This is a genomic window from Bifidobacterium adolescentis ATCC 15703 (assembly GCF_000010425.1).
Lineage (GTDB): Bacteria > Actinomycetota > Actinomycetes > Actinomycetales > Bifidobacteriaceae > Bifidobacterium > Bifidobacterium adolescentis.
Window position 1 is genome coordinate 1,499,454 of record NC_008618.1, and the last position, 25,670, is coordinate 1,525,123.

Sequence of the window (25,670 nt, forward strand, 5' to 3'; positions counted from 1 at the left end):
AAGCACCCTTTGCGAAAATCGTGGGACCGACAATCAAAATCGTGCAGCAATTTCACAGAATCATGCGATTAATCATAAGAAAAAAGCCTCTTTCTTGCGGGAAGAAAGAGGCAACCTGCAGCCGGAGAGACGATTACTGCTTATCGCTGGCGAATCGTTACGTGCAAGGCACTCACCGAGGCAGCGGGCAACGTTACCGTCAGCTCGGCACCGCCGGCAGATTCGTGCACGCTCACGGCACTATCCACGTCCACGGCATGAGTGCGCACCAGATCCGAATGCTCCACTGTGTTGCAATCATGCGGATCTTCGGAAGCAAGCGTTTCCATCGAATCAACCTGAGCGCCGCACGGCAAATGCAGCCGCACTTCGGCACCATCGTTCATATGCGCATTGGTGAGATTAATCAGCAGCTGCGTGCCATCCTCATTACGTGACGCAAACGTATACACGGCAGAATCCTCGGAATCGTTACGCGCCACATCAAGTGCGGTCATGCCACGATGCGCCTTATACATCATGAACACATCGTAGTTAGGCGTAAGGATGGTCCGATCGCCTTCAGTCAAGATCAGTGAGTTAAGCACATTGATGGTCTGCGCGTTACACGCCATGGTCACCTTGTCGCAATTACGCTGCAGCAGATCCAACGTAAGCGCGGTGGTGATGGCGTCACGCATGGTCACCTGCTGCTTGAGCGCAGGGCGTGCGAAGAATGCGGTCTTGTGCCAATTGCCCCATTCGCCGATGATTAGATCGACATGCGCGAGCTTGGAATCCATAGCCACCTCCGGCTCATGAATAAGCGCCAGGCCGTCATTCATCAAACGCCACTGATCACGCAGAATATCTTCAAGTTCGAGGCATCCCTCAATCACCGCATTCCAGCCGTCTTCATCGAACCGGGTGGGAGTGTCGGCATCGTTATCCACGTTCCAATTGTAGAAGTGCAGATCATAGCCGTCGATATTCGGCTGACGATATTCGGCAAGACCGCGGAAGAAATCCTGGGTCCACTGCACGCGTTCGCGCGGCTTGTTGCCGTCGGGACCGCTCGCAATAGCATACATTGGGGTCGGCGCGAACACATCGGTGGTGAAGCTCGGCATGGCGGATGCGAACCTGCGGTATTCATTGAGGTAGGTCCGCGGAGTCATGGTACCGCCGCCAGCCCACACTTCGTTGCCGATCCCCCAATATTTCACCCCGTAAGGTGCCTTATGGCCGTTAGCCTCACGTTCCTTGGCAAGATCAGTGGGCTGCGCACGATTGCAGTACTCCATCCAATCCTTCATTTCGGCGACCGTGCCGGAAAGCATGTTGATATTGATCCACGGTTCAGCGCCGAGCATTTCACACAAACGCAGGAATTCGTCGGTGCCGAAGCTGTGATCGTCCAGCTCATAGGTGGCGAAATTCTCGTTGAAAGTGGTTTTACGTTCGCTTTGCGGGCCCACACCGTCACGCCAATGGTAGGTATCCGCATAGCATCCGCCCGGCCAGCGAATAACCGGCGGCCTCAATGCACGCAAAGCATCCAATGTGGCCTTGCGGTAGCCACGCTCGTTTTCGATCGGGGAATCCTCTCCCACCCATAGACCTTCATCAATGCATTCGCCAAGGAATTCAATGAATTGGCCATGCAGTTTCGGATCGATACGACCAATCGTACTGTTCGGGTCAATGCAGACAACCATGGTTTGCTCCTTTTGCCGTAGTGCTCACATCTGCAACGTTCGTAATTCGTATGGTTCTTGTAGTTATTGTGCCGCACAATATATGCGAAATGGCCGAAGATTCCAGGAGAGATGATGAAAGAATCTCCGGCCAAGTTATTTCGAAAAGCGCCGACGCTACTTCACCTTTTTAATCATCAGAATGAAGATGCAGGCGAGCGCCACCATAACGATTGCCGTCGGGAACACCAGTCCGTACGAGCCGGTAGCTACCACAATGGCGGAGGTGACAATCGGGCCGACCATCTGACCGAGAGTAGTGGCAATGTTCAAAATGCCCAAATCCTTCCCGGCCTCTTCTTCATTCGGCAGAACGTCAACATTGAGCGCCTGATCGACGGAACCGTACATGCCGTAGCCGAAGCCACCGATGGCGGAGAAGAGAATCATGCCCAACGCGTTGTGCATGAGCCATGGCAGAGCATAACCGATGGCGAGCAGCACGCTTGCGGCCACAACCGGAATCTTACGGCGACCGATTTTGTCGGAAATCGGACCTGCGGAAAGCGCGGAAATCAGGGAGACAACCATCAGCACCAAGCTCATGGTGGAAATGGTGGCCGCGGAATCTTCAACACTTTGACCAATGTAGTCCTGCAGAATATACAGCTGGTAGTTGAGAATCATGTAGTAGCTGAACAGCAACAGGGAACGGCCGATAAATGCCAGCCAGAAGTCGCGAGCGCCTTTGGTCGGCGGACGGAAGCTCATGATAATACCCTTGAAATCAACCTTTTCCTTAGGCATATCCTTGCTGGACTTTTCCTTCGGCCAGAAGACCACGGCAAGCACACCGGAAAGACCCATAGCCACACCGGACGCGATGAAGCCCGGGAGCTGCAGGGTGATGAACTGCGCACCAACAATCTGACCAAGAGCAGAACCGAACAACGTACCTGCAGAGATAAATGCGGACATGGTGCCGCGCATATCTTCAGGAATACGGTCAGACAAAGATGCGATGACCGGTGCGATCATCATGTTCAGACCGACCATGGAAATGCAGTAGCTGATGCCAATGCTCACACCGTCCGGCAGAATGCCGATGAGGAACAGCGAAATGCCCGCAACAATGCCGCCCGATGCGATCCATGGCGTACGACGTCCGAAGATCGAGCGCGTACGGTCAGACATGTTGCCAACCACGAGGTTGGAAATCAGCGAGGCCAATGCCGTGGCTGAATTCAGCACGCCGAAAATGGCGTCTTTGCTGTCGGGCGCGATATCAGCCAAACGCTGCGGCAGCAGCACTGCAGCAACGATCCGCAACGCCAGCATCCATGCGAATGAGAACACGAAGAACGCTACGCAGAAACGCGTTTTGTCGATTTTGGAAAGCTCGTTGGCATGTTCCGCAGGCCGTGCGTCAGTCATGCTTGTCTCCTTATCTTTATCTTTCTTTTTCAAAGTCAGCCCTCTACGTTTTTGCCGAATCTTCAATGATCATGCAAACAACAGGCAAGAGAGGCGTTGTGTTGAAGTCAACTCTCATCGGCTTCGTCAGTTATCTTATATCTTAAAGATATAAGATAACAAATCGGCGTGTCGAACAACGACCTACTTTCAAGCACAGCAATCAACCGCATAACCGCAATATCGAAACCACATGAAAACGCATGTGGACAGCGGCAATAGTATTCTTCAAATCAGTATGGAATCACAGGAAAACACATCAGCAAACAGCATCAAGAGCCGTCCAATCAACCAAAGAAAACGACTCTCCCCAGCGCAGCGACGCAAACAAATCACACAAGAAGCGGTAACCCTAATCACGCAATACGGGTCATACGGCTTCCCCATGCAAGCATTAGCCGATGCAGTTGGCATGACCCTGCCCGGACTCAACCATTACGTCAAAAACCGAGAAGAATTACTCTCATTGGTCATCGAAACGTTCTACGACTCCGAAGAAGAAGGCAATGCCCACACGGCATTGGGCGCAGCCATCAGCCACTGCGACCAAACAGATTCAGCAACCAAAGAACGCCGACATCTGCCCGGCGCATTGCACGAAACCGTGCGCCTCAACGCCAAACGTCCCGAACTTGTCGCACTGTTCATGCGCCTCGCCATCGAAGCGTCCGATCCAGAACACCCAGCCCACAAGTTCTACCAGAACAGACACAGTTCGATTTTGATCGACATGACCAGCGTGGACTGGGAACTACCGGAAGAATACCGCGATCCAGAACGCCTGCATGACCTCATCGTCACCGCGTTCTTTGCCATGGACGGCGTGCAAATCCAGTCGTTAACCAATCCCAGCGAATCCATGATGCAACTATGGGAACGCGCAGAACACATCCTATTCCCCTCCCCCACATGGGACGGCTACCGCTGAACAGAGCGCAAACAAGCAAAGACACCGCAAACGCAAAAAGGCGTTTGCCTGCGGCGACCGGTAACCGATCACCATAGGCAAACGCCCCGCAACACAACACCGGCTTGCGAAGATGGCAGGAAGAGAAGGGAAACTTGCCATCCGGCATTCAACAAACCTCTGCCACAACCAAGCCGACGCGTTACGCACACATTCGCATCAGCCAGGCAGCTCCCGTCAGTCCAGCACAAACGTGTTGAACGAACGCGGAGCAAGCGTCACCTTGATACCGCGATCGGCATTGCAAGGATCGGCAAATTCAAACGGACGCTCCTCTTCGAGAGCGTTCTGGGCCACCACCACAATGGTGCCATCCGGATTACGGAACGCAATAGCCATCGAATTGAAATGACCCGTAGTGCCAAGCACATGCGCACCCGGCTTGACGAAATGCGAGAAATGACGCATCACATAATATTCCGGATTACGGCGAACCTCATGCGTATCCGCAGTAATGGTGAACAGTGAATTCTGCCACCACCCCCACGTAGAATCCTGATCGTCAAGAATCATATTCCAATAAGTGTAAGCAGTCGCGCCATTACGCAAATAATGGTTGATCAAGTGGAAAATATACTCCGCATATTCCCACGTATTATCACCCATACCGCATTCGGATTCAGACTGAATCAGCTCGATTTCAGGCCAGGATTCATGCGTACGCGCAATACAGTTCTGGCCGGCCCACTGGTAAGCGATGCCCTTGATGTACTTGCGAGCGCCATCGTCGAACAGAATATTGTCGACAAAACGGTTGTAATTATTCAGCTTCATGCCGTAGCCGCCGGTCCACGCCATATCTTCCGGACCATTCAGCGTACCCAGCCAAATATCGGTGTCAAGACCAGCTTCGCCAAAAGCAGGTCCAAGATAATCGCGGATGAACACCTTGAGCGCTTCGGAATCCCACAATGCACTCGGGAACTTCTGATCGGCAAACACCTCATTCTGCACATGCAGCTGATTCACGGTAATGCCATGCTCGGCATAAGCTTGAATGTACTTGACGAAATACTTCGCATATGCCTTAAGATTCTCAGGAGTCTGCACCAAACGACCATAGTTATAAGCCTTCGGACGCTTCATCCATGTCGGCGGGCTCCACGGGCTGGAGAACAGTTGCATGTTCGGCTGCCATTCCTGCGCGCGATGAATATACGGAATCAGCGTCCGCTCATCATGCTCGACGGAGAAATGCTCCATCTCATAATCGCCGTCGGTCTCGTTATAGCTATACCAATGATCGGCGAAATCATTGGCACCGACCGGCGCACGATTGAAGGTGAAGTTCATCTCATCCGGGCTGAACAGTTCCTTGATGATCTGATCACGTTCCTCTTCAGTAACCGTCTGCAGAGGAAGCCAGCCAAGCTCGTTGAAGCAGCCGCCGAAGCCACGCAATGCCTGATATTCATTGCCATCAAGCTGCAGATCGGAAGCGGAAGTGGCATGCGTGGATTCAATTTCGGATGATTTGTCGGCAAGCTTGTTGTCTTGCGTTGTCGCGATCCAAGTAGTCATGGAAAGTCCTTAGTATTGTCGCTGATTCTTTGGATTTATATTTATTCGTTTTTTGAGTTGTTTTTATTTGATTATTGGGATTTAGTTATCGATATTTAGTTTTTGAGATTGAATTATTGAGATTGAATTATCGGCAACGCAATTTCATTTCAGTAAGTGCAAAAACCGCAGGATGCCGCGATAATCTATTCACAACACGCTCCAGGCCGCTCTAGCCAAGTCTTTACGGTCTTAAACAGATTATCGCGGCATCCTGCTCGTAACGCTATGACGTTACGTTTGCACTGTTATTTAGTTTTGCATTGTTGTTCAGTTTTGGAAAAACTTCCTATTCCCTCTCTCCCTCTCCTCTCTCGAAATTGAGGGGAGGGGGAGGAGGTGGGGTTACTTGACCTTCTTGATGGCCATGATGAAGAAGCAGCCGATGATGGCCAAGGCGATGGCGGTCGGGAAGGCGAAGTTGTAGCCGAGGGACACCACGATGGTGGACATGATGACCGGGCCGCACATCTGACCAAGGGTGGTGCCCATGTTCAGAATGCCCAGATCCTTGCCAGCCTCTTCCTTGTTCGGCAGCACATCAACGAGCAGAGCCTGATCGACCGCGGAGTAGACAGCGTAGCCGAGGCCAGCGATGCCAGCGAACAGATACATGCCCAGGGTGGACGGGATCAGCCACGGCATGGCAATACCGATAGCGAAGAGCACGGAAGCCACGACAACCGGAACCTTACGACGGCCGATGAAATCGGAAACCGGGCCGGAGATGAAGGAGCCGACCAGAGACATGACCATCATGATCATGGAAACGACGGACACGGTGACAGCGGATTCCTTGACGGACTGACCAATGTAGTTCTGGATGATGTAGAGCTGGTAGACGTTGATCATCTGGTAGCTCATGATCATGCAGAAACGGCCGGCGAAAGCCTTGTAGAAGTCGTGGGCGCCAGCGAACTTCGGCGGACGGAAGGATACGAGGACGTCCTTGAAGGAGCCCTCTTCCTTCGGCAGGAAGTCAGCGGACTGTTCCTTCGGCAGGATGATCACGGCGACGATGCCGCCGAGGAACATGAGCACGCCCGCGACAGCGAAGCCGGCAGTCAGGTTTTCGATGAAGAATGCGCCGATCATGGTACCGATCGGAGCACCGATGGTGGAGCCTGCGCCATAGAAGGCGGACATGGTGCCGCGGATGCCAGACGGCACGCGGTCAGACAGCACGGCGACCAGCGGGGCGATCATGCAGTTGAGGCCGAACATGCAGGCGCAGTAGAAGATGGTGAGCAGCACGGCGTTATGCGTGGTGCCGGTCAGGAACAGGGTGACGCCACCGAGCACCGCGCCGAAAACGATCCACGGAGTACGACGACCGAACCTGGAGCGGGAACGATCGGAGAAGTTGCCGAACATCAGGTTGGCAACCAAGGATGCCACCGCGGTGAACGCATTGACGATGCCAACGAGAGCATCCGGATCAGCGCCTTCGATGGTCTTGTAGTGCATCGGCAGCAGCACGGCGGAGACGATGCCGAGACCCGACATCCACAACACGCCGAACAGCAGGAAGCCCGCACCGAAACGGATGGTGTTGACCTTGCTCAGTGGCTTGCCGGTTTCAGGAGACAGCTGCGGATCCTTGTCTGCAGCGGCGATGTTGGCGTTATAACACACCAAACGCTCCTCTTTGTTTGCGATTGCTTCACTCATGAAACCCTCTCCTTCGATTCATGTTTCAGTAGTGTTTTCTGTGATATTCCTGTTTTCCGATAGGGCTTCTCTGCCCAGCCAGCTAACTACCATTTGGTAACTAGCCGGTTTTCGTCATAGATGCCCTTTCGAAAGAACGCAAGTCAGACGCGAATTTTTCCGACGGCAGCGTTTTCAAATAGCAATCCACAACGATTCGCCCCATACAGCAACTTCAGTTTTTATTACTTAGTAACTGCTTAGTTAAAGCATATTACAATCTCTTGTATCTGTCATTTGCCGGCGTGTCCCAACGTTTCCAACACACTTCCTCTCCCCCTTCTTGTAACTTAGTAAGCACAAGAGAGGAGAACGCATGCGTCGCCACATCGAAAGCAAAACCAAGAAACGAATGAGCGCAGAAGACCGCAAGAAAGCGATTCTCGAAACCACGGTCTCTTTCATCTCACAATTCGGATTCTGGGGATTTACCATTCGCGACGTGGCACAAGCTCAGAACATCACCGAAGCAGGACTCCTTTACTACTTCAAATCCAAAGAACAACTCCTTGAAGCGACACTCAAATACGCCGATCGCACTAACCAAATCGCCATTGCAGAGCATCTTGGCGTCGAAGGCGTGACCGGCGAAGTCTTGCAAGACGGCATCGCATACCATTGCGATCTCGGACTCAAGGCCATCTCCACGGGAACCGTGGAAACCAACGCAGGCCGACCCGAAATGGTTCGCCTCTACACCCTGCTCGAAAGCGAGGCCCTAAGCAAAGACCATCCGGTGCACGAGTATTTCGAACAGCGCGAAATCAATCTGCTGAAGGAATACACGTTCGCAGCCAAACGAGATGGCGTCGCCGATCCGGAACGCACCGCACTGCAGGTGCTATCCGCCATGGAAGGCTTGCAATTGCGGTGGCTCAACGGATCTCACGATATCGATTTCGTTGGAGAATGGAAGGCCCTGATCGACCTTCTCATTCCCTAAACGTTCTCTTCTCGAGTTCTCTTATCGCAGATTTCAGCCGGCGATCACCGCAACATTCCAGCGGCCAATCGTCAACGGATCACCCTGCTTAACGGCTGCACCTTCCTTCAGCACGACTTCAGCATTTGCAACCTCATCAATACTGCCGTCGGTGGCGATGACGACCGGAGCGACCACTACTTCACCCGCAATCGGGCTTGCAACAGTAACTTCGTCGGCGGAATAGTTGAGCAAATACGTCACGTTCTCGCCGAGGGCATTCACACCCTGGCGAACCGCGACCTGTCCCGCGAGCGCGGTTCCAGCGCCCTCGACGCCGGCATGCTCCACAGCCTCTCGCATAACCGCACGAATGGAATCGGCGTCAAGCAGTGTGGCGACCCACTCGGCATCGCCCTTGCCGAATGCGTGACGGGTGACTGCGGCGTAATCCTTCCAAGCGTAGTGTCCATAAGATGCGAGCACCTCAGTATCGGCGTCGGCGTTCAACAGTTCGATCAGCGACTGAGCATCGGTGGACGCGGTTTCGGCGAGCGCACCTGCGAATTCCACGGAAACGTGGCCGTTTGGGCGGGTGAACTGGTTGTACGTCATGCCGAACACGTCGGTGAGATTGTGCGGCGCGCGGTCGTGCCATACGGTCACCTCGTCGTCGGTCACGAAGGAGCGCATGGTGGAGACGAGGTGTCCGCCGTTGGAGACGAATTCACGCAGGCGATCGGTCGTTTCCTGCGGAGCACAGTACAGCGCCGGGGTCACAATCATCTCGTATGAGGCCAAACGCTCGGCGGGAGCGTCGGAGGGGATGAAATCGCATTCCACGTTGAGCTCGAACAGCGCGTCGTAGACATTGCGCACCACGTCGTTGTATTTGAGGGTGCCGCCGAATGGGAAGCCGGCTTCGATGAGGAACCAGTCGAGCGCGGTCAGCGATTCGTTGCTGACCATGATAGCTACCTTGTTGTGCTTCTTCAGGTGGACGAGCCGCTCCCCCACTTCCGGTTTGGCAATCTCGCGACCGAATACGCCGGCTTCGCGGTACGTGGGGTTCGGTTCGAGGTCGTGGCTCAGCAGGCCCTTCCAATATGTTTCAAAGGAATTATGGATGGAGTGCCAGTGCCAGTATTCCACCATGTCGGCGCCGGAGGCGAGATGGGAGTAGGCCTGCAGGCGCAGCTGGCCGGGGAATGGCACCCAGCCGTGCTGGCCTTGGGCCTCGGTTTCGAGCACCAGGTAGTTCTGGCCGTTCTTGGTGGAGCGGGTCATGTCGCCGCCGAAGGCGATCTCCTTGCCGGTCAGGTCGTCTTCGGTCGGGTGGTAGATGTCCACGCCGGTGATGTCCACCGCGGTCGCGGCCTTGAAGTGGTCGACGGCCGGCTGCACGCCGTAGGAGTATCCGCGCCATTCGAAATCGAAGTTGTGGGTGATGAACTGGTCGTCATGCGCGTATTCGCGCACGATGTCGGCCTGCCACTGCAGGAAGGCGCGCACCTGATCGCGGCGGAACTTGTCGAATTCGCCGCCCAGGGACTCGTTGATGGTGGCGGTCACGTCCGGGAAGTCCTCCCAGGAGTCGATGCGGTTGGACCAGTAGTCGAGGCCGAAGTGGTGGTTGAGCTCGTTCAGATCGCCGTGGAACTTCTCGCGCAGATACTTGACGAACAGGCGCTGCATGTCCTCGGAGACGGAATCGTAGTATTTCGTCTCGTTGTCCACCTGGTAGCCGATGACGGCCGGATGGTCGGCGACGTGGGAGATGAGCTTGCGGATCACACGTTCGCCGTAGAAGCGGTAGGTGGCGTTGACGATGTCCATGATCTGGCGCGCGCCATACTTGCCCTGTCCGTTCGGCGTGACCGCGAGCACGCTCGGGTCGAGCTTGACGAGCCAGCTGGGCACCGCGTAGGTCGGCGTGCCGACGATGACATCGATGCCGGCACGCTGCGCGGCGTCGAGCGCACGGTCCACATAGGTGAAGTCGAATACACCCGGTTGCGGTTCGCAGGTGCTCCACGTGGATTCGGCGATGCGGATGACGTTCAGCCCCGCGTCCTTCATCATTTTCATATCCTCATCGATGCGGTCGATGCCTTTCATCATGAGGTATTCGTCATAGTATGCTGCGCCAAAAAGGATGTGGTCCACTTCGTTGCGACTCATGGTTTTCTTGTTCCTTACGTCTTCGCTGACTACGGTCGAGATTTTTATCTAACAAGTATTAGATATAAGAAATATATTATCTGCCCGCACATATGTCAAGAGGCTTGGAAATAAGGCGTGTCTTACCTAATAAACATTAGATATACGACCAGCCGCTACTTTTTACCGGTATCCGTCCCATACCGGAGAGGGAAAAATCAACCGTTCGAAGGCGAGCCATTCGTCATACAGGTCGATCGGCGGTTTGCGCATCCACCGCAGCTGGATACCGTCCATCGCCTCGATGCATTGCCGTACGATCGGCCGCATATTATCCCATCCGCCGACTTCCGGAGGCAGTTTCCATGCGAACTTTGAGTAATGCTCCCACGTCAGATCCGGTCGGTTTTCGAAATACTCGTGCAGTGGATGGTCCGCGTTGAACGATTCGGTTTCCAAAACCATGTACAGCTGCAGCAGACTGCGGCGTTGCGCATTGTAGCGGACCAGAAACCGCAGATATGCGGGAAACAGCATGCCGTCAGAATCGCTGCCGGGCAATCCCGACTTGGCGAAGTCGGCGGGTGTGCCCTGCTGGTCGTAGCTATCGGTGACCAGCAGCGACAACAACCGCTCCTTGTTGCCGATGTAGTGCAGCAGTCCGGGCTGGCTCATGCCGATGGCGTCGGCGATGTCCTTGAGCGACGTGCCGTAGTACCCCTTCTCGCCAATCAGCTTACCCGCCGCCGCGATGATTTCGCGTTTGCGCTCTTCGGGCGATTTACGAACCCGCTTTTTCCCCTCGGTAACCATATGGAACAGCGTACCATCGGACGGGCCCTCGGCCGGTCACGCCTGGAAGACGTCCGGATGCTTCGGGTCGCCCGGTTCGTCGGCGAGCACACCCTCAAGGCCGAGAAACTCCTGCCAGAATTCCAACGAATTGCCGTATGGGATGGCCTGGCTTCCGCGCGCCTGCAGGTTCGCCTTGGCCTCGAACACGTCCTCCTCGCGGATGCCGTCGAAGTAGCTTTCCAGTCGGTCGAGATTCGTCGGATCGTAGAACAGCGAGCCGATGATTTCAGTAAGCCGCTCGGCGCGGGCCACCGGCAGCGAATCCCAGTGGCGGAATTCGATGAAGTTCTTCAAACGCACGTCGTTGAAGTGCGTGGAGATCACATGGTTGATCTCGTACGCGTTGAGCTCGCGGTCCGGGTACACGTCGTTCGCGTTCTCGTAGAACGCCGGATGGTGCAGATCGGTGCCGGGCACCGCCAGCGCTTCGGGCGTGTGCGTCAGGTCGGCGAACATCATCGGCGTGGACAGCACGTCCACCGCGTAATCCTCCCAACCGAAACGCGGATCGAACAGGCCAGGAATGACGTTCGTGCGCTGGAAATCGAGATAATCCCACATGCGCTGGCGTAGCGGCGGATAAGGATTCTCCCCACCTTCGAAATACGGAGTGTTACGGAAGAACCATGCCAGAATCGGGCCGATCACCGTGCCCAACCGCAGTTTGGCGATCGCGTCCTGTTCCGAAACGTAGTCGATGCTGACCTGTGTCGAAGCGGAGCAACGCATCATGCACGGACCGAACTGTCCGACACGTCCCAGGTAGGCGGTCATCGCCTTGTATCGGTCCTTCGGATTGACGGGAATGTCGGCGTAACTGGATTTCGGTTGGTAACCATAGTTGACGAGTCGGAAACCAAGTTCTTCGAGGATGGGGTCGACTTCGCGGCGGAACGCGCCGTACAATGTGGCGAGCTCCTCCGGCTTGTGCAGGATGCCGATGGACGTTTCCAACTGTCCGCCCGGTTCCAAAGATACGGAGATGCCGTCACGGGCGAGTCCGACCAGTCGCCCGTTTTCCCAGTATTCCTTGTTTTCGTCGTAATACGGGCGGATGCGGTTGAACAACGCTTCAATGCCGTTGCTTTCGTAGTAGGTCACCGCGGTATCGTCGCTGTTATGTACCGGCAGGTGTTCGATTTCCACGCCAAAACCGCCGGTGCCGCGCTGTTGGCAGCCGGATTCGAAGAATTTGATAAGGCTTTCCACATGCTTCGGATTCGGCTCGGTCAGCAGGTGCGCGTACGTGATCTTTGGCGTTGTCATAGTGGCCATCCTAACGAAAAGCGCCATTCGCAACGCAGGCTACGCTATACGGAAAATCGATAACCGACCATCATTCCCCATCGATTTGGCTGGCGATTTGAATGCCGATTCGACGACCATCGATTTTACGATCGCCGAATCAGCCGTCGATTTGGCGGCTCAGATACCGTCGAACCGACGTCGGAAAGTTTCCCAACGTCGGTTCGACGGAAATAAGAATGGCGATTCAAGCGGCCTTCTCGCTGTTGCGCGCCTCTTCGGCTGCGCGGTGCGCCTTCTTGGCCGCGGAGATCATCAGTTTGATGCGGTTGAGCTGGTTGGCTTCCGAAGCGCCCGGATCGTAATCGATGGACACGATGTTGGCTTCCGGATGCAGTCGGCGGATCTTGCCGAACATGCCTCGGCCTGTCACGTGGTTCGGCAGGCAGGCGAACGGCTGCGCGCACACCACGTTCGGACATCCCGATTCGATGAGTTCCAGGATTTCCGCGGTCAGCAGCCAGCCTTCGCCGGCCTGCACGCCCACGGACGTGACCTCGTCGGCCTTCTTGACCAGTTCAGGCATCGGCAGATCCTGCGAAAACTTGCCGTGAGCCAGATCGATCGCCTCGCGTACCGGAGCGTTGTACAGGTCGAGGCCCTTGCGCATCAGCGCATAGCCGATCTTGCTGCCGCCCATGCCGAGGTAATGCTCGTTCCAGTCGGAAATGTACGGTCGGGTGGTCATGAATTCCATGATGCCCGGCACCACGGCCTCGCAATCCTGCGATTCGATGACATCGACCACATGGTTGTTGGCGTCCGGCTGGTACTTGACGAGGATCTCGCCGACCACGCCGACGCGCACCTTGCGCGGCTCGTCCTTCAACGGCAACGAGTCGAACGACTTGACGATTTCCTTGACGAGCGTCGGATACGGCAGGTATCCCTTGCCGATGAACTTGCGCGCCGTCTTGGAACGACCGTGGTTTTCGAGCGTCTCGCGCACGATGGTGTCCCACGTTTCGTACAGCTTGTTCGCGCTGCCGGGGGTCACTTCGTACGGGCGCACGCGGTACAGGCATTTCATCAGCAGGTCGCCGATGATAAGCGCCTTGACTGCACGGTGCAGCAGCGCCGGCGTTGCGGTGAAGCCCGGGTTGTCCTCGATGCCCTGCGTGGAGATGGCGATCACCGGAATCTGCGGATAACCGGCGTCCACCAGCGCCTTGCGGATCAGGCCGAAGTAGTTGGTGGCACGGCACATGCCGCCGGTCTGCGTGATCGCAAGCGCGGTGTGGTCCGGATCGTATTTGCCTTCCAGAATCGCGTCCACGAGCTGGCCGATGACCATGATGGCCGGATAGCAGGCGTCGTTGTTGACGTATTTGAGGCCAGTTTCCACGTCCTCACGGCTGGCGTGCTCCAGAATGTCGAACTTGTAGCCGCCGGAGCGGATGACGGATTCCACCAGAGAGAAGTGGATCGGGCTCATCTGCGGGGCCACGATGGTGTAGTCCTTCATGTTCTTGCCGAACGGGATGCGGTTCGCATACTTGGACAGGGTCGCCGAGTTGTGTGCGGACGCGCCCTTGCCATTTGTCTGCGTTTTGGCGGTTTCTTGCGATTCGCCCTTGCCGTTTTCCGCCGCGCGCTTGGATGCGGCCGTGACGGCTTCGGTGAGTTTCGGATTGGCTTTCATGACGGTGTCGAGCATGACCTGGCGACCGGGGGTCGGCGCTTCGGTGCCGGTCTTGCGGAATCCGTCGTTCTTCTTGTTGCGTTCACGCTCTTCGACGGCGGCCTTGAGCGAGCGCAGACGGATTTTCGCCGCGCCCAGGTTGGAGACCTCGTCGATTTTCAGCATGGTGTACACGTCGGCCTTGTCCGCCAGGATCTCGGACACCTGGTCGGTGGTGATGGCGTCGAGGCCGCAGCCGAAGGAGTTGAGCTGCACGAGCTCGAGTCCCGGATAGGAGGCCACGAAATGGGCCGCCGCGTACAGACGCGCATGGTAGGCCCACTGGTTGGTGACGCGCAATGGCATCTTGGTGACCTTGCGGTCGTCGACGTGGCGGAAGCCGTTCGCGTTCTTCTTGCGGGGATCCTCTTCGCCTTCGGCGAGGAATTCGCTCAGGTTGAGCTTCTCCCCCGGCTGCAGTTCGCAGATGGAGTCTTCGGACAGCACCACCATGCCGAGCGCGCAGATGGTTTCCGGAATGCCGTGGTTGATTTCCGGGTCGACGTGGTATGGGCGGCCGGCGAGCACGATGCCCTTGCAGTCGTGTTCCTTCATGTAGGCGAGGGCCTTGAGGCCTTCCATCTGCACGTCGTGCTTGAACACTTCGTTTTCGGCGTAGGCGGCCTTGACCGCGGTTTCGGCTTCCTCGCGGGTCACGTTGGCCCAGGCGAATTCCTCGACGATGCGGTCCACCATGAGCTCATGGTTGGCCATGTTGAAGTACGGGCGCATGTAGCGCACGCCTTCCTCGCGCAGTTCGGGCATGTTCGCGCCGATGACCACCGGATAGTTGGCCACGACCGGGCAGTTGTAGTGGTTGTCGGTGTTGGGAACGAAGTTCTCCTCATAGCTCACGCACGGGTAGAAGATCGTCTTGATGCCCTTGTTGAGCAGCCACTTGATGTGGCCGTGCACGAGTTTGGCCGGGTAGCAGATGTTTTCGGAGGCGATCGATTCGATGCCGGTTTCGAACAGTTCGTGCGAGCTGCGGCCGGAGATCATCACCTTGAAGCCGAGCGAGGTGAGCAGCGTGAACCAGAACGGGTAGTTCTCGTACATGTTGAGCACGCGTGGAATGCCGATTTCGCCGCGGGTGGCCTTCTTGTCGGTCAGACGACGGTAGGCGAAGCAACGCTTGTATTTGTAGTCGTACAGGTTGGGCCTGTCGGAACGCTGCTTCTTGGAATCGCCGCCGCGTTCGCAACGGTTGCCGGTCACGTAGCGGGAGCCATCCTGGAACGTGGTGATGGTGAGCTTGCAGTGGTTCTGGCATAGCTTGCACACGTCGCGTTCGGTGGTCATGGACAGGTTGTCGAGGTCGCTGCCGGACACGATGCTGGATGCGGTGTGCGTGACGCCGTCGATGTCGACGGTCTTGCCTCCGTCGGCGTCCGCGTCACCATCGTCGAGTCCGTCGGCGATGTCGGTGTAATGCATGCGCGCGGTCAGCGCGGCACCGTATGCGCCCATCAGGCCGGCGATGTTCGGTCGGGTCACCTCACGTTCGGTGAGCAGCTCGAAGGCGCGCAGCACGGCGTCGTTGAGGAACGTACCGCCCTGCACCACCACGGTGTCGCCCAGCTCGCCGGAATCGCGCAGCTTGATCACCTTATACAGCGCGTTGCGCACCACGGAATAGCACAGGCCGGCCGCGATGTCCTCCATCGAGGCGCCTTCCTTCTGCGCCTGCTTGACGGAGGAGTTCATGAACACGGTGCAGCGCGAGCCCAGGTCGACCGGATGCGTGGAGTTGAGCGCGGCCTGCGTGAATTCCTCAATCGTCAGTCCCATGGACTGCGCGAACGTCTGCAGGAACGAGCCGCAGCCGGACGAGCATGCCTCGTTGACGGCGATCGAATCGATCACGCCGTCGGAAATCGCCAAGTATTTCATGTCCTGGCCGCCGATGTCGATGACGGCGGTAACGCCCGGCGAGACCATTTCCGCGCCACGATAGTGCGCCATGGTCTCCACCACGCCCTCGTCCAGGTGCAGGCCGGTGGTGATGAGGCCTTCGCCGTATCCGGTGGCGCAGGAGCGTGCTATCCACGCGCCTTCCGGCAGCTGGCTTTGAATCTGCTTGACGATGTTGACAGCGGCCGTCAGCGGGCTGCCTTCGTTGGTGGCGTACGACGACCATACGATTTCGCGGTCGTCGTTGACGAGCGTCGCTTTGATGGTGGTCGATCCGGCGTCGATGCCGAGGAAGTGCGGACCTTGCGCGCCTTCCAGCGTGCCGATGTGCACATGCTCGCGGTGGTGGCGCTTGTTGAACGCCTCACGGTCCGCTTCGGTCGGGAACAGCGGAGGCATGGTGGGGGTGTTGGCCGGCAGATTCTTCAGGTCTTCAAGGCTTTTCAGAATATCGGCGCAGGTGCGTGCTTCGAAATGCTGGCCCTCCTCAAGCTGGTCCGGTTCGCCGGCGAGCAGCGCGGAGCCGAACGCCACGTACAGGTGCGCGTCGGTCGGCACGATGAATTCGTCGACTTTGTCTTCGAGCGCGCGGTGGAACGCCTCGCGCAGTTCGGACATGAAGAACAGCGGACCGCCCAGGAAGATGACGGTGCCGTGGATTGGTCGGCCGGACGCCAGACCTGCGATGGTCTGCGTGGCGACCGCCGTGAAGATGGATGCGGCCAGATCGGGCTTGGCCGCGCCGTCGTTGATGAGCGGCTGAAGATCGGTTTTGGCGAACACGCCGCAACGGGAGGCGATCGGATAGAGCGTCTCGTAATGCTTGGCCATGTCGTTGAGGCCAGCCGCGTCGGTGTCGAGCAGGGTGGCCATCTGGTCGATGAACGCGCCGGTGCCGCCTGCGCAGGAACCGTTCATGCGCTGTTCGGGAGTCGGCTTCAGATATGTGATCTTGGCGTCCTCACCGCCAAGTTCGATAATGACGTCGGCTTGCGGATATTCCTCGTCGATGGCGCGGGTCTCGGCGATGACCTCCTGCACGAACGGCACATGGAGATTATCGGCCAAGGCAAGGCCGCCGGAACCGGTGATGGCCAGACGAATCGGCTCGTCGCCGCGGCCACGGGCCTCAAGTTCTTTGTGGATGTCCTCCAGCAGGCCCGCCACGGTGGCACGCACGTTGGCGTGGTGGCGACGGTAATCGGAGAAGAGCACCGCGTCGAGCGAATCGGTCTGATCGAGCACCACGGCCTTCACCGTGGTGGAACCGATGTCAAGACCTACGCGCAACGGCTTCGTATCGCAGGTGTTGTCTGCGGTAACTGCTGCTTCGACCATGTACTGTACCTCTATCGTTCTCATCCGCCGGGTTGCGTCCGTGCCGACACGAACGCCCTGCCCCGGTTATCCAAGTATGTAATGGTAGTCTGTGCCCCTGCCTAATTCGGCACGGTATCGCATAAAGCGCACGACACGACGCATAATTAGACAACGAATATAGTCAGCTTGCCTAATTCCAACCGTCCGTACACGAACCGTTCAAAACCATTCAGGAAGCCGCCCCCTCCCCCGCAGCGCGGTCCTTGCCGTAGATTTCGGGAATGAACCGCGTCTGATCGTGTAGTTCCGACCACAGCACCACCTGCCCGCTTTCCAACGACTTGGGCACATCGATGATGCGCTGGTTGGAGCTGCCGCGAAACTGCAGCAGCGAATCGTGCAGATCCTTGATATACCGGCCATCCACGAGAATATCGATCTGTTCGAGCAGTTCACGCTTGTCGGGGCTTTCGCCTTCGCGCATGAGCTCCTCCCACGTGTAGCCCGTCCAGCACCAGATGTCCTTGGTGCGGCCGAACCGCTCCCGGATCTTGCGTGAAAGCGGCAGCAGCACGCCGGTGTTGAGCAGCGGCTCGCCCCCGAGGAAGGTGATGCCCCGCACGTACGGCAGGCTCAGATCGGCCATGATCTGAGCTTCGAGCCGGTCGTTGTATTCGTGGCCGGCGCGGAAATCCCAGATCGACGAGTTGTAGCAGCCTTCGCAGTGGAATGGGCAGCCGGAGACGTACAGCGAGCAGCGGATTCCCTCGCCGTCGGTCATGAGGAACCGCTTGTAGTCGGCGATCATGTTGTGGCTCATCGCGTTCGTCCATTGTCCGGCGCGCGGGTTGCTGGCGCGGTTTGTCGGAATGAACGGCCCGCGGCCGGTTTCGCCGGCCGCGAAATCACGGCGAGACACAGCGGGATCGGCGCTGCTTACCATACGTTGCTCCTGAATTGCCTGTTGTTTTGCGATTATTGCGATTGATTACTTGGCTTCCTCGAACCATTCGCGTTCGGAACCGTCGTCAAGGGTGACATGGCCGGTTTCGCCGCTCATGTGCTTGACGCGGTGCGCGATTTCCTCATGTCGGCCGTGCACCATCGGGCGCTGCACCGGATTGCCGAGGTAGCCGCAGGTGCGCTTGGTCACGTTGCAGCGGTCCGGGTCGGAGTTGCCGCATTCGGGGCACTTGAAGCCTTCTTCGGTCGGTTCGAAGTCACCTTCGAAACCGCATTCGTAGCAACGGTCGATTGGCGTGTTCGTGCCGAGATAGCCGATGCCGATGGTGTAGGCGTAGTCCCACACCGCTTCGAGCGCCTTCGGATTGGCCTGCAGGCACGGGAATTCGCAGTAGTTGATGAAGCCGCCGGACGCGTAGTACGGGAAGTCCTTCTCGTAGTCGAGCTTCTCCATCGGCGTGGGCTGCAGCCACACCGGGTAGTGGAAGGAGTTGGTGTAGAAGTCGTGGTCGGTGACGCCGTCCACTTCGCCGAACTTCTCGCGGTCCATGCGGTTGAAGCGGTCGGTGAGCGATTCGGCCGGCGTGGAGTACACGGAGTAATGGTAGCCTTCCGCGGTGCTCCAATCCTTGCACAGCTCGTTCATGCGCTTGACGATGGACAGGGCGAATTCCTTGCCTTCCGGATCCCAGTCGTGGTCGCGCATCCAGTCCTTGCCATAGAACACGCTGGTCGCCTCATACAGGCCGATGTAGCCGAGGGACACGGTGGCGCGTTCGTTGCGGAACAGCTGATCAACGCTGTCGTTGGCGCCGAGACGGCCGAATGCGCCGAAGCGGAACAGGGTCGGGGCGTTGACCGGAGTGGCCTGCTTGCAACGCATGATGCGGAACTGCAATGCCTGATGGGCGACGGTCATGCGCTCGTCGAAGATCTTCCAGAAGCGGTCCTTGTCTCCGTGGGATTCCAATGCGATGCGCGGAATGTTCACGGTGACCACGCCGAGGTTCATGCGGCCGTCCTCGACATCCTTGCCGGTCTTCGGGTCGATCCAGCCCTGCAGGAAGGAACGGCAGCCCATCGGCGCTTTGAAGGAGCCGGTGATCTTCACGATGTTCTCGTAGAAGATGACGTCCGGGTACATGCGCTTGGTGGCGCATTCGAGGGCCAACTGCTTCAGGTCGTAGTTCGGGTCGCCCGGATCGGCGTTCACACCGTGCTTGATGGTGAAGACGAGCTTCGGGAAGATGGCGGTGTGATGCTCGGAACCAAGGCCGCGGATGCGGTTGAGGAAGATGGCGCGCTGGATTTCGCGCGCGAACCAGTCGGTGCCGAGACCGAAGCCGACGGTCACGAACGGGGTCTGGCCGTTGGACACACGGTTGGAGTTGATCTGGTATTCCATGGTCTGCATGGCGTCGTAGATGGCCTTGCGGGTCTGGATCTTCGCCCAGATTTCACGCAGCTGCTGCAGACGGTCGGACGTCTTGTCGAACGGCTCGTCCATCGGCAGTGCCGGACGATCCTTTTCGAAGTGCAGGCGCTTCGGCTCGACGGCCTTGGCCATGCGCACCTGACGTTCGGCGATCTCAATCGGCAGATCGTCGGGCATGATCTCGTGGGCCTGCTCAAGGAACTTGTCGTAGTCCTTCTTGGCGTATTCGGCGAAATGCTCGTCGGCGCGGTTGGCGGTCTGGCCACCGTACTGGCTGGAGGCCACGTCCTTCATGATCTGGGTGATCTGCGTGGCGGCGATGGAGATACTGTTCGGCGAACCCATCGGGGCGTTGCCGAGGGTGAAGCCGTTGGCGAGCATATCCCAGTAGTTCGGCAGCGAGCAGTTGGACTGCGCGGTGAACGGCGAGTAATCGGCGTCGTGGAAGTGGATGTCGCCCTTCATGTGGGCGTTGGACACCGCGTCCGGCAGCATGGAGAAGGCGGATGCCTTGGACACCGCGCCGGCCAGCAGGTCACGCTGGGTGGAGTAGACGTTGGAGTCCTTGTTGGCGTTCTCACGCACCAGCGCCTCGTCGCGGTCCACCAAGCGGCGCACGGCCTCGTTGATGTCCGTGGCCTTGGCGCGCTCGATGTCCTTGTTCAGACGGTAGTTGGTGTAGGTGCGGGCCACGTCGTACAGATGGTCCTCGATGAGCCCATGCTCCACGAGGTTCTGGATGTCCTCGATCTTCGCCGGACCGTTGTAACGGTCCTTGATTTCGGCCTCGACCTGATTGGCGATGTCGCGAATCAGCCGTTCCTCCTGAGGACCGATTTTCTTGTCGAGGTCGGCGAAAGCCGATTTCACCGCGCTGATGATGTTGATCGGATCGAAATCGACCACACGCCCGTCGCGCTTCTCGACAAGCACCTTGACCATTTCCGGCGCGTTCTCGGTTTTGGTCGCAACGCCTTCCAGAGTCTGGGTTTCCATGTATATTTCCTTTCCGGGCCGGACCCATCCGGCCAGGTTTCATGCTTCGTCCGCATGCCCGTTCGTACCTACAGATGCACACTCTACGCCAAGGTTGGCACTAAATGTAGTGTCACCACGCCGCTAGAGAAACTATATATTCTACTTTTGGCGAGATTTCGCCATTTTTTGCCTTGTGTGACAAAAGTAACGATTTCATCTCGGAGTGTCGTTTTGACACAGCCCCACACACCGTACTATCTTCACGCACGGAGCATTCGCAACACTCGAACATATGTTCCATTTGTCCGCAAGATGATGGAATCTTGACTTATGACTTGGAACCCGGATTACAACCCACCGACGGCGCAGCGGACGTCGAAGCCGCTGCCCCGTCTGGCGTCGGAAACCACCGCCGACAATCCTTGGCCGGTGAGCCTGCTCAGCGAGAAGTTCTACACGGCGGTCGAACGTTGGCCCTCCGTATGGGTGGCCGGGCAGATCACGCAGATCAACACGCGTCGTCAGGGAAGCGCCTACATCACGCTTCGCGACGACCAGCAGGACATCGCTATGGAAGTCAACGGCTTCGGACGGTTCGCCGCGGCGGCGGCGCCGTTTGTGCAGGGCGACCGTGTCATCATCCACGGCAAGCCGAACGTGTGGATGAAGCGCACGTCGCTGTCGTTGCGCGGCGACGCGATCATCGCGGCCGGCGCGGGCGGCAGCCTGAAGGCCATGATCGACGAGCTACGCAAGAAGCTTAAGGGAGAAGGTCTGTTCGACGCCGATCGCAAGAAGCCGTTGCCAGAATTTCCGCATTGCATCGGCTTGATCTGCGCGCCGCAGGCACGTGCGGAAGGCGACGTCATCACCAACGTGCGTCTGCGTTGGCCCGTCGTCGGCTTCAAGGTGACGCATGTGCACGTGCAGGGCGAGCAGTGCCCGTCGGACGTGGTGGCGGCCATCCGGCAGCTGGATGCCGATCCAGATGTGGATGTGATCATCGTGGCGCGTGGCGGCGGCGCTTTCGAAGATCTGATTGGCTTTTCCGATGAGAACGTGGTGCGCGCCGCGGCGGCGGCCCACACTCCCCTGATTTCCGCCATCGGGCATGAGGACGATTGGACCCTGCTGGATTTGGTGGCCGACCTCAGGGCCTCCACGCCGACCGACGCAGCGAAGAAGGTCGTGCCGGACGTGCATGAGCAGATGCAGCTGATTCAGGTGAACCTGGACCGCATGCGCGTGCGCATCGACGCCACCGTCTCCAACGAGACCAGGCTTATCGAAGGCTACGCGAACCGTCCAAGCCTCACCCAGCCGCTCACCATGTTGGAACCGCATCAGCGTTTCCTTGATGACGCACGCACAAGAATGCGGATCGGTCTGACCCGTATTCTTGACGACGCGAGCCTGACCATCGAGAAAGCGCACGCGTCGCTGACCGCGCTGAGTCCGCAATCCACGCTTGACCGCGGGTACGCGGTGGTGCAATGCGCCGACGGGCATGTGCTTGACGACGCGGACAAGGTGAAGACGGGCGACCAGCTGACCATGACCTTGAAGCACGGCATCGTCGTGTCTGAAGTGAAAACCGTAACGAAGGAGTAGCACATGAGCAACGAAGCAGCACCGGCATCCAGCCTGACCGACAAGGAACGCGAAGCAATCGCGCAGATGCCATACGAGGAGGCGCGCGACAAGCTCATCCAGGCCGTGCAGGCGTTGGAGGCGGGCGGCCTGAACCTCGACCAGTCCATGCGGCAGTGGGAGATCGGCGAGGCGTTGGCCAAGCGCGCGCAGAGCCTGCTTGGCGAGGTCCGAGCCAAGCTCGACGCCGCGCAGGCCGAGCAGGCCACCGCGGCCAACACCGCAGGAACGCAAGACAATCTGGCCTGAGCATCCGTCGCGGCACAGCCGCTCCCCTCACCTACGGACGTTCCACCGGAACGTCCGTCAAACGGCTTGAGCCCGAACAATCAGGTCCGATTACCCGTCATGTCGAGTCCATATTGTGTGTACAATGGTGACTCGTTGCCTCAGTAGCTCAGTGGATAGAGCACTTCTCTCCTAAAGAAGGTGTCGTAGGTTCGATTCCTATCTGGGGCACTTTTTCATATCCCCGTACATTGTCGGCGCGCACCGCCATCGGCAGCATCCAAGATCAATCGCACGTCCGCAATCCGGACAACACCATCTCACCGCCACCCTCCAGCACAGGCACAATGAGCATCCCTCTGTTATAGTGGCAAACGGATACTTAAGCGGTTGAGTGAATGTATCCAAAAGGTTCCCCCTTCTGCTATGGAAGCATCGGAAAGCAACCGCACAACCCATACATCACCTTTGGAAGACCAAGGGATCAGCATGCAAGACATACCATATTCCTCTATTGTGGAACGGCTGGCGCACACGAATCCGGTAGGACAGTTGCCCGGACCGCTCTCCTACAAGCTGCTCGACCAGTTCACCATGCCGATGCTGCCCACAGAACCGCAATGCACGAACGTCATCGCCTGCATCCGATATTCGAATAACATGCCGGTCGTCACCGTCTAGCCGCGGACTTAGCCGACCCGCACAATCGCCAGCAGCGCCTTGTGGTCGCTGCCGTCCACTTTGACTGTGCGCACCTGTCCGGCCTGCATGCCGGAATCCAGTACGATATGGTCGATTCCGGCGAACGACGGCACGTAATCGACATTCGCAGGCCATGAGAATTTCAATCCCTCGCCGGCCTGACGGGAGGCGTCGGAGAAACGGTTTCCCAGAATGTTGCGGAACGGCGTATGGTCGTACGTCGCGTTGAAATCACCCATGAAAACGTACCGTCGGCTAGTGTCGAAACGTAGTTTCGCCAGTTCGTCGAGCGACCGCTTCCACTGCTGCCAGTAATCGTTCGTCGGCGACGTGGTATGCACGGATACGAAACGCACCTGCGTGGCTCCCCCATTGAACGAAACGGTGCCGCCCGGCATGAACGACGCGCTCGAATCGACATCGTCATCGGAAGGGTCGTCAAGCGGACTCGCCGACCAAAGGCCGTTGCCGTACACGCCGTCCGAACTCGACACCTGCGCATAGGGCAGATACGAGGCGATGCCGGCACGGTTCAGATCGTCCACGAAAGCGTCGGTCGTCTCCTGCAACGCAAGCACCTCGACGTGTTCGCTGCGCACCAGATCCACGATCTCACGCGCATCGGCGCGCCCTTTGTACACATTGCACGTCATCAGCCGCGCGTAGCCGTCATCCGTGTTGACGGTTTCGCCGGACGCCGCCGCGACTGCGGCACGTGGCAGTTTCGAAGGCTGGTAGAAGAACGGATACTGCCAGAACGTCTGCAACGCAATCGCCAGAACGGCCATCACGATGGACACCGTACGTTTGGAGATGATGGCGCAGACGAGCGCGATTACGGCGAGCAGCGTGAACCATGGCACTAGGGAGACGACGATCGGCATATACGGCAACGCCTGCAGTTCTTCCGGCAGCATGTGCGTGACAGTGCCCAGCAGCGCGGCGAGCGCGAATATGAAGGCAATCACCGCGCAGATGAAATTGCGTACGCGATGCGTTTTCGTCTTATTCAGCGTGCGTAGCGGCTTGACCGGTCTCGTTGCGGCCGGTTTTGCTTTAGCCCGATTCGCTTTGGCCGACGCTTGCGATTTGCCCGTTGCCGGCCCTTGCGGCTGGCGTGTTTTTGCCTGAGCCATACCATTCCCTTGTTTTTTCGGAACGCACGTCCGCGACCATCCATGTCCGCCCGTGTCCGTTTATGTCCGTTCCGTTGATGTTCCGACGGTTTCCTTCACGCCTTCGGCTTAGTCGTCGAGGCCGAGCTCGTGGCGGATGCCGTCGATGATGATGCGGCTGGCAGTGGTGCCGCGTTCACGCGCGTTTTCCTGCAGCATCATTTTCAGATCGGATGGAATTTTGAAACTCATGAGCACACGTTCGCCGTTGCCGTTGCCATTGCCACGGCTGCGGGTGTCCTGCACGCTGGTCAGCGGAGCGGTGGACGCTGCCTTCGCACCACCGTTCGGTTTTCTAATGGCCATCAGGCGATCACCTCCTCAAGTTCGCTGTAGACATCCTCATACCCGTTGAGATTGCTGGGGAATGCATGGCCGATTACCTTCTGCATGCCCACCCTCTTGGGTACCGAGGCATCGAAGACGCTGGCACCGCGTTCGCGGATGAGATTGACCGCGTTGCCCGCCAGTTTGTTGTTCTCCACTTTGAGCAGCAGCAGCGCGTACGGCTTGCCGGCCGCGTCGAGGCTTTCCGCGGTTTCCAGCGCGTGGCTGAGTTCGAATGGGCCCTGCGTCGCCGGCACGATCACGAAATCAGACACATCACAGGCCACGTCCACCACGTTGCCGGCCGGCGGGCAGTCGATGATGACGAGTTCGTCATCCGCCATGGTTTTGCGCAGTCGTTTCAGTTTGCCGATATTGGCGGAGTCCACGGTGAACGGCAGGGTTTCGCCGGCGTCTTCGGCGTCGCCCGCCCATGTGGTGGCGTCGCCTTGCGGATCGGTGTCCAGCACGGACACGTTGCGGTTGTGCCGTGCGGCCGCGGTGGCCAACGCCATGGCGGTGGTGGTTTTGCCGCTGCCGCCTTTGAGGTTGATGACCGAGATGATCATGAAGGTTCCTCCGCTTCGACAATCAATTTATATAAGACGTATATACTTTTTATATATTGGATAGACGACAGTCACGCTGACGGCGTAACGGCATTGGCAA

18 protein-coding genes and 1 tRNA gene are annotated in these 25,670 nt (G+C 57.8%); 6 read left to right on the plus strand and 13 right to left on the minus strand.

Going from position 1 to position 25,670, the window contains the following annotated elements; translation table 11 throughout:
- Window positions 1–140: 140 nt before the first annotated feature.
- Window positions 141–1,697 (minus strand): alpha-N-arabinofuranosidase, encoded by a 1,557-nt coding sequence (locus BAD_RS06370; RefSeq protein ID WP_011743528.1) that lies wholly within the window; start codon window positions 1,695–1,697, stop codon window positions 141–143.
- Window positions 1,698–1,853: 156 nt separating this feature from the next.
- Window positions 1,854–3,110 (minus strand): MFS transporter, encoded by a 1,257-nt coding sequence (locus BAD_RS06375; protein WP_011743529.1) that lies wholly within the window; start codon window positions 3,108–3,110, stop codon window positions 1,854–1,856.
- 232 nt (window positions 3,111–3,342) lie between these two features.
- Between BAD_RS06375 and BAD_RS06380 the strand changes: the two genes are divergently transcribed.
- Window positions 3,343–4,077, plus strand: a complete 735-nt coding sequence (locus BAD_RS06380; protein WP_011743530.1) for a TetR/AcrR family transcriptional regulator — start codon at window positions 3,343–3,345, stop codon at window positions 4,075–4,077.
- 216 nt (window positions 4,078–4,293) lie between these two features.
- Here BAD_RS06380 and BAD_RS06385 read toward each other — a convergent pair whose 3' ends face one another.
- Both BAD_RS06385 and BAD_RS06390 read right to left on the minus strand, forming a co-directional pair.
- Window positions 4,294–5,637, minus strand: coding sequence for a glycoside hydrolase family 30 protein (locus BAD_RS06385; protein WP_011743531.1), 1,344 nt, complete (start codon window positions 5,635–5,637; stop codon window positions 4,294–4,296).
- Window positions 5,638–6,021: 384 nt separating this feature from the next.
- Complete coding sequence (locus BAD_RS06390) at window positions 6,022–7,347, minus strand: MFS transporter (RefSeq protein ID WP_011743532.1); 1,326 nt, start codon at window positions 7,345–7,347, stop codon at window positions 6,022–6,024.
- A 355-nt stretch (window positions 7,348–7,702) separates the two neighbouring features.
- Between BAD_RS06390 and BAD_RS06395 the strand changes: the two genes are divergently transcribed.
- Window positions 7,703–8,329, plus strand: coding sequence for a TetR/AcrR family transcriptional regulator (locus BAD_RS06395; protein WP_011743533.1), 627 nt, complete (start codon window positions 7,703–7,705; stop codon window positions 8,327–8,329).
- Between the two features lie 33 nt (window positions 8,330–8,362).
- Here the strand turns inward: BAD_RS06395 and BAD_RS06400 are convergent, their stop codons facing one another.
- The 6 genes from BAD_RS06400 to nrdD form a co-directional block, all read right to left on the minus strand.
- Window positions 8,363–10,489, minus strand: coding sequence for a beta-galactosidase (locus BAD_RS06400; RefSeq protein WP_041777371.1), 2,127 nt, complete (start codon window positions 10,487–10,489; stop codon window positions 8,363–8,365).
- A gap of 162 nt (window positions 10,490–10,651) precedes the next feature.
- Window positions 10,652–11,281, minus strand: coding sequence for a TetR/AcrR family transcriptional regulator (locus BAD_RS06405; protein WP_011743535.1), 630 nt, complete (start codon window positions 11,279–11,281; stop codon window positions 10,652–10,654).
- Between the two features lie 36 nt (window positions 11,282–11,317).
- Window positions 11,318–12,589 carry a glutamate-cysteine ligase family protein gene (locus tag BAD_RS06410; protein ID WP_041777372.1) on the minus strand — a complete coding sequence of 424 codons (1,272 nt, stop codon included), beginning with the start codon at window positions 12,587–12,589 and terminating at the stop codon, window positions 11,318–11,320.
- Window positions 12,590–12,815: 226 nt separating this feature from the next.
- The gene (locus tag BAD_RS06415) at window positions 12,816–17,561 is read right to left on the minus strand and encodes an acyl-CoA dehydratase activase-related protein (RefSeq protein WP_041777373.1); all 4,746 of its coding nucleotides are present in this window, start codon (window positions 17,559–17,561) and stop codon (window positions 12,816–12,818) included.
- Window positions 17,562–17,772: 211 nt separating this feature from the next.
- A complete protein-coding gene (gene nrdG, locus BAD_RS06420) occupies window positions 17,773–18,486 on the minus strand; it encodes an anaerobic ribonucleoside-triphosphate reductase activating protein (protein ID WP_011743538.1) in 714 nt (237 codons plus the stop codon).
- A 45-nt stretch (window positions 18,487–18,531) separates the two neighbouring features.
- On the minus strand, window positions 18,532–20,937 hold the full coding sequence (gene nrdD, locus BAD_RS06425) for an anaerobic ribonucleoside-triphosphate reductase (protein ID WP_011743539.1): 2,406 nt from the start codon (window positions 20,935–20,937) through the stop codon (window positions 18,532–18,534).
- A 312-nt stretch (window positions 20,938–21,249) separates the two neighbouring features.
- Here nrdD and xseA point away from each other — a divergent pair, with 312 nt between their 5' ends.
- From xseA to BAD_RS06445, 4 genes are all read left to right on the plus strand, one after another.
- Window positions 21,250–22,530, plus strand: a complete 1,281-nt coding sequence (gene xseA / locus BAD_RS06430; RefSeq protein WP_011743540.1) for an exodeoxyribonuclease VII large subunit — start codon at window positions 21,250–21,252, stop codon at window positions 22,528–22,530.
- Window positions 22,531–22,533: 3 nt separating this feature from the next.
- Window positions 22,534–22,818: an exodeoxyribonuclease VII small subunit gene (locus tag BAD_RS06435; protein WP_003811124.1), complete on the plus strand. Its 285-nt coding sequence runs from the start codon at window positions 22,534–22,536 to the stop codon at window positions 22,816–22,818.
- A 137-nt stretch (window positions 22,819–22,955) separates the two neighbouring features.
- Window positions 22,956–23,028 (plus strand) — tRNA-Arg (locus BAD_RS06440).
- Between the two features lie 258 nt (window positions 23,029–23,286).
- On the plus strand, window positions 23,287–23,478 hold the full coding sequence (locus tag BAD_RS06445; protein WP_229029412.1) for a hypothetical protein: 192 nt from the start codon (window positions 23,287–23,289) through the stop codon (window positions 23,476–23,478).
- Between the two features lie 8 nt (window positions 23,479–23,486).
- Here BAD_RS06445 and BAD_RS06450 read toward each other — a convergent pair whose 3' ends face one another.
- The 3 genes from BAD_RS06450 to BAD_RS06460 all read right to left on the minus strand — a co-directional run bounded on the left by BAD_RS06450 (window position 23,487) and on the right by BAD_RS06460 (window position 25,570).
- Window positions 23,487–24,635, minus strand: coding sequence for an endonuclease/exonuclease/phosphatase family protein (locus BAD_RS06450; RefSeq protein WP_011743542.1), 1,149 nt, complete (start codon window positions 24,633–24,635; stop codon window positions 23,487–23,489).
- A 108-nt stretch (window positions 24,636–24,743) separates the two neighbouring features.
- Window positions 24,744–24,980, minus strand: a complete 237-nt coding sequence (locus tag BAD_RS06455; RefSeq protein WP_003811128.1) for a hypothetical protein — start codon at window positions 24,978–24,980, stop codon at window positions 24,744–24,746.
- Window positions 24,980–25,570 (minus strand): AAA family ATPase, encoded by a 591-nt coding sequence (locus BAD_RS06460; RefSeq protein WP_011743543.1) that lies wholly within the window; start codon window positions 25,568–25,570, stop codon window positions 24,980–24,982. Before BAD_RS06460 ends, BAD_RS06455 begins: the two co-directional genes overlap by 1 nt.
- Window positions 25,571–25,670: the final 100 nt, after the last annotated feature.

What these genes read in the sequence shown, in the direction of transcription:
- BAD_RS06405 (WP_011743535.1), bottom strand. Translation starts at nt 11,281, where the DNA reads ATGGTTACCGAGGGGAAAAAGCGGGTTCGTAAATCGCCCGAAGAGCGC.
- BAD_RS06395 (WP_011743533.1), top strand. Translation starts at nt 7,703, where the DNA reads ATGCGTCGCCACATCGAAAGCAAAACCAAGAAACGAATGAGCGCAGAA.
- BAD_RS06435 (WP_003811124.1), top strand. Translation starts at nt 22,534, where the DNA reads ATGAGCAACGAAGCAGCACCGGCATCCAGCCTGACCGACAAGGAACGC.
- BAD_RS06385 (WP_011743531.1), bottom strand. Translation starts at nt 5,637, where the DNA reads ATGACTACTTGGATCGCGACAACGCAAGACAACAAGCTTGCCGACAAA.
- nrdD (WP_011743539.1), bottom strand. Translation starts at nt 20,937, where the DNA reads ATGGAAACCCAGACTCTGGAAGGCGTTGCGACCAAAACCGAGAACGCG.
- BAD_RS06450 (WP_011743542.1), bottom strand. Translation starts at nt 24,635, where the DNA reads ATGGCTCAGGCAAAAACACGCCAGCCGCAAGGGCCGGCAACGGGCAAA.
- BAD_RS06410 (WP_041777372.1), bottom strand. Translation starts at nt 12,589, where the DNA reads ATGACAACGCCAAAGATCACGTACGCGCACCTGCTGACCGAGCCGAAT.
- nrdG (WP_011743538.1), bottom strand. Translation starts at nt 18,486, where the DNA reads ATGGTAAGCAGCGCCGATCCCGCTGTGTCTCGCCGTGATTTCGCGGCC.
- BAD_RS06455 (WP_003811128.1), bottom strand. Translation starts at nt 24,980, where the DNA reads ATGGCCATTAGAAAACCGAACGGTGGTGCGAAGGCAGCGTCCACCGCT.
- BAD_RS06375 (WP_011743529.1), bottom strand. Translation starts at nt 3,110, where the DNA reads ATGACTGACGCACGGCCTGCGGAACATGCCAACGAGCTTTCCAAAATC.
- BAD_RS06460 (WP_011743543.1), bottom strand. Translation starts at nt 25,570, where the DNA reads ATGATCATCTCGGTCATCAACCTCAAAGGCGGCAGCGGCAAAACCACC.
- BAD_RS06445 (WP_229029412.1), top strand. Translation starts at nt 23,287, where the DNA reads ATGCAAGACATACCATATTCCTCTATTGTGGAACGGCTGGCGCACACG.
- BAD_RS06380 (WP_011743530.1), top strand. Translation starts at nt 3,343, where the DNA reads ATGAAAACGCATGTGGACAGCGGCAATAGTATTCTTCAAATCAGTATG.
- BAD_RS06400 (WP_041777371.1), bottom strand. Translation starts at nt 10,489, where the DNA reads ATGAGTCGCAACGAAGTGGACCACATCCTTTTTGGCGCAGCATACTAT.
- BAD_RS06415 (WP_041777373.1), bottom strand. Translation starts at nt 17,561, where the DNA reads ATGGTCGAAGCAGCAGTTACCGCAGACAACACCTGCGATACGAAGCCG.
- BAD_RS06370 (WP_011743528.1), bottom strand. Translation starts at nt 1,697, where the DNA reads ATGGTTGTCTGCATTGACCCGAACAGTACGATTGGTCGTATCGATCCG.
- xseA (WP_011743540.1), top strand. Translation starts at nt 21,250, where the DNA reads ATGACTTGGAACCCGGATTACAACCCACCGACGGCGCAGCGGACGTCG.
- BAD_RS06390 (WP_011743532.1), bottom strand. Translation starts at nt 7,347, where the DNA reads ATGAGTGAAGCAATCGCAAACAAAGAGGAGCGTTTGGTGTGTTATAAC.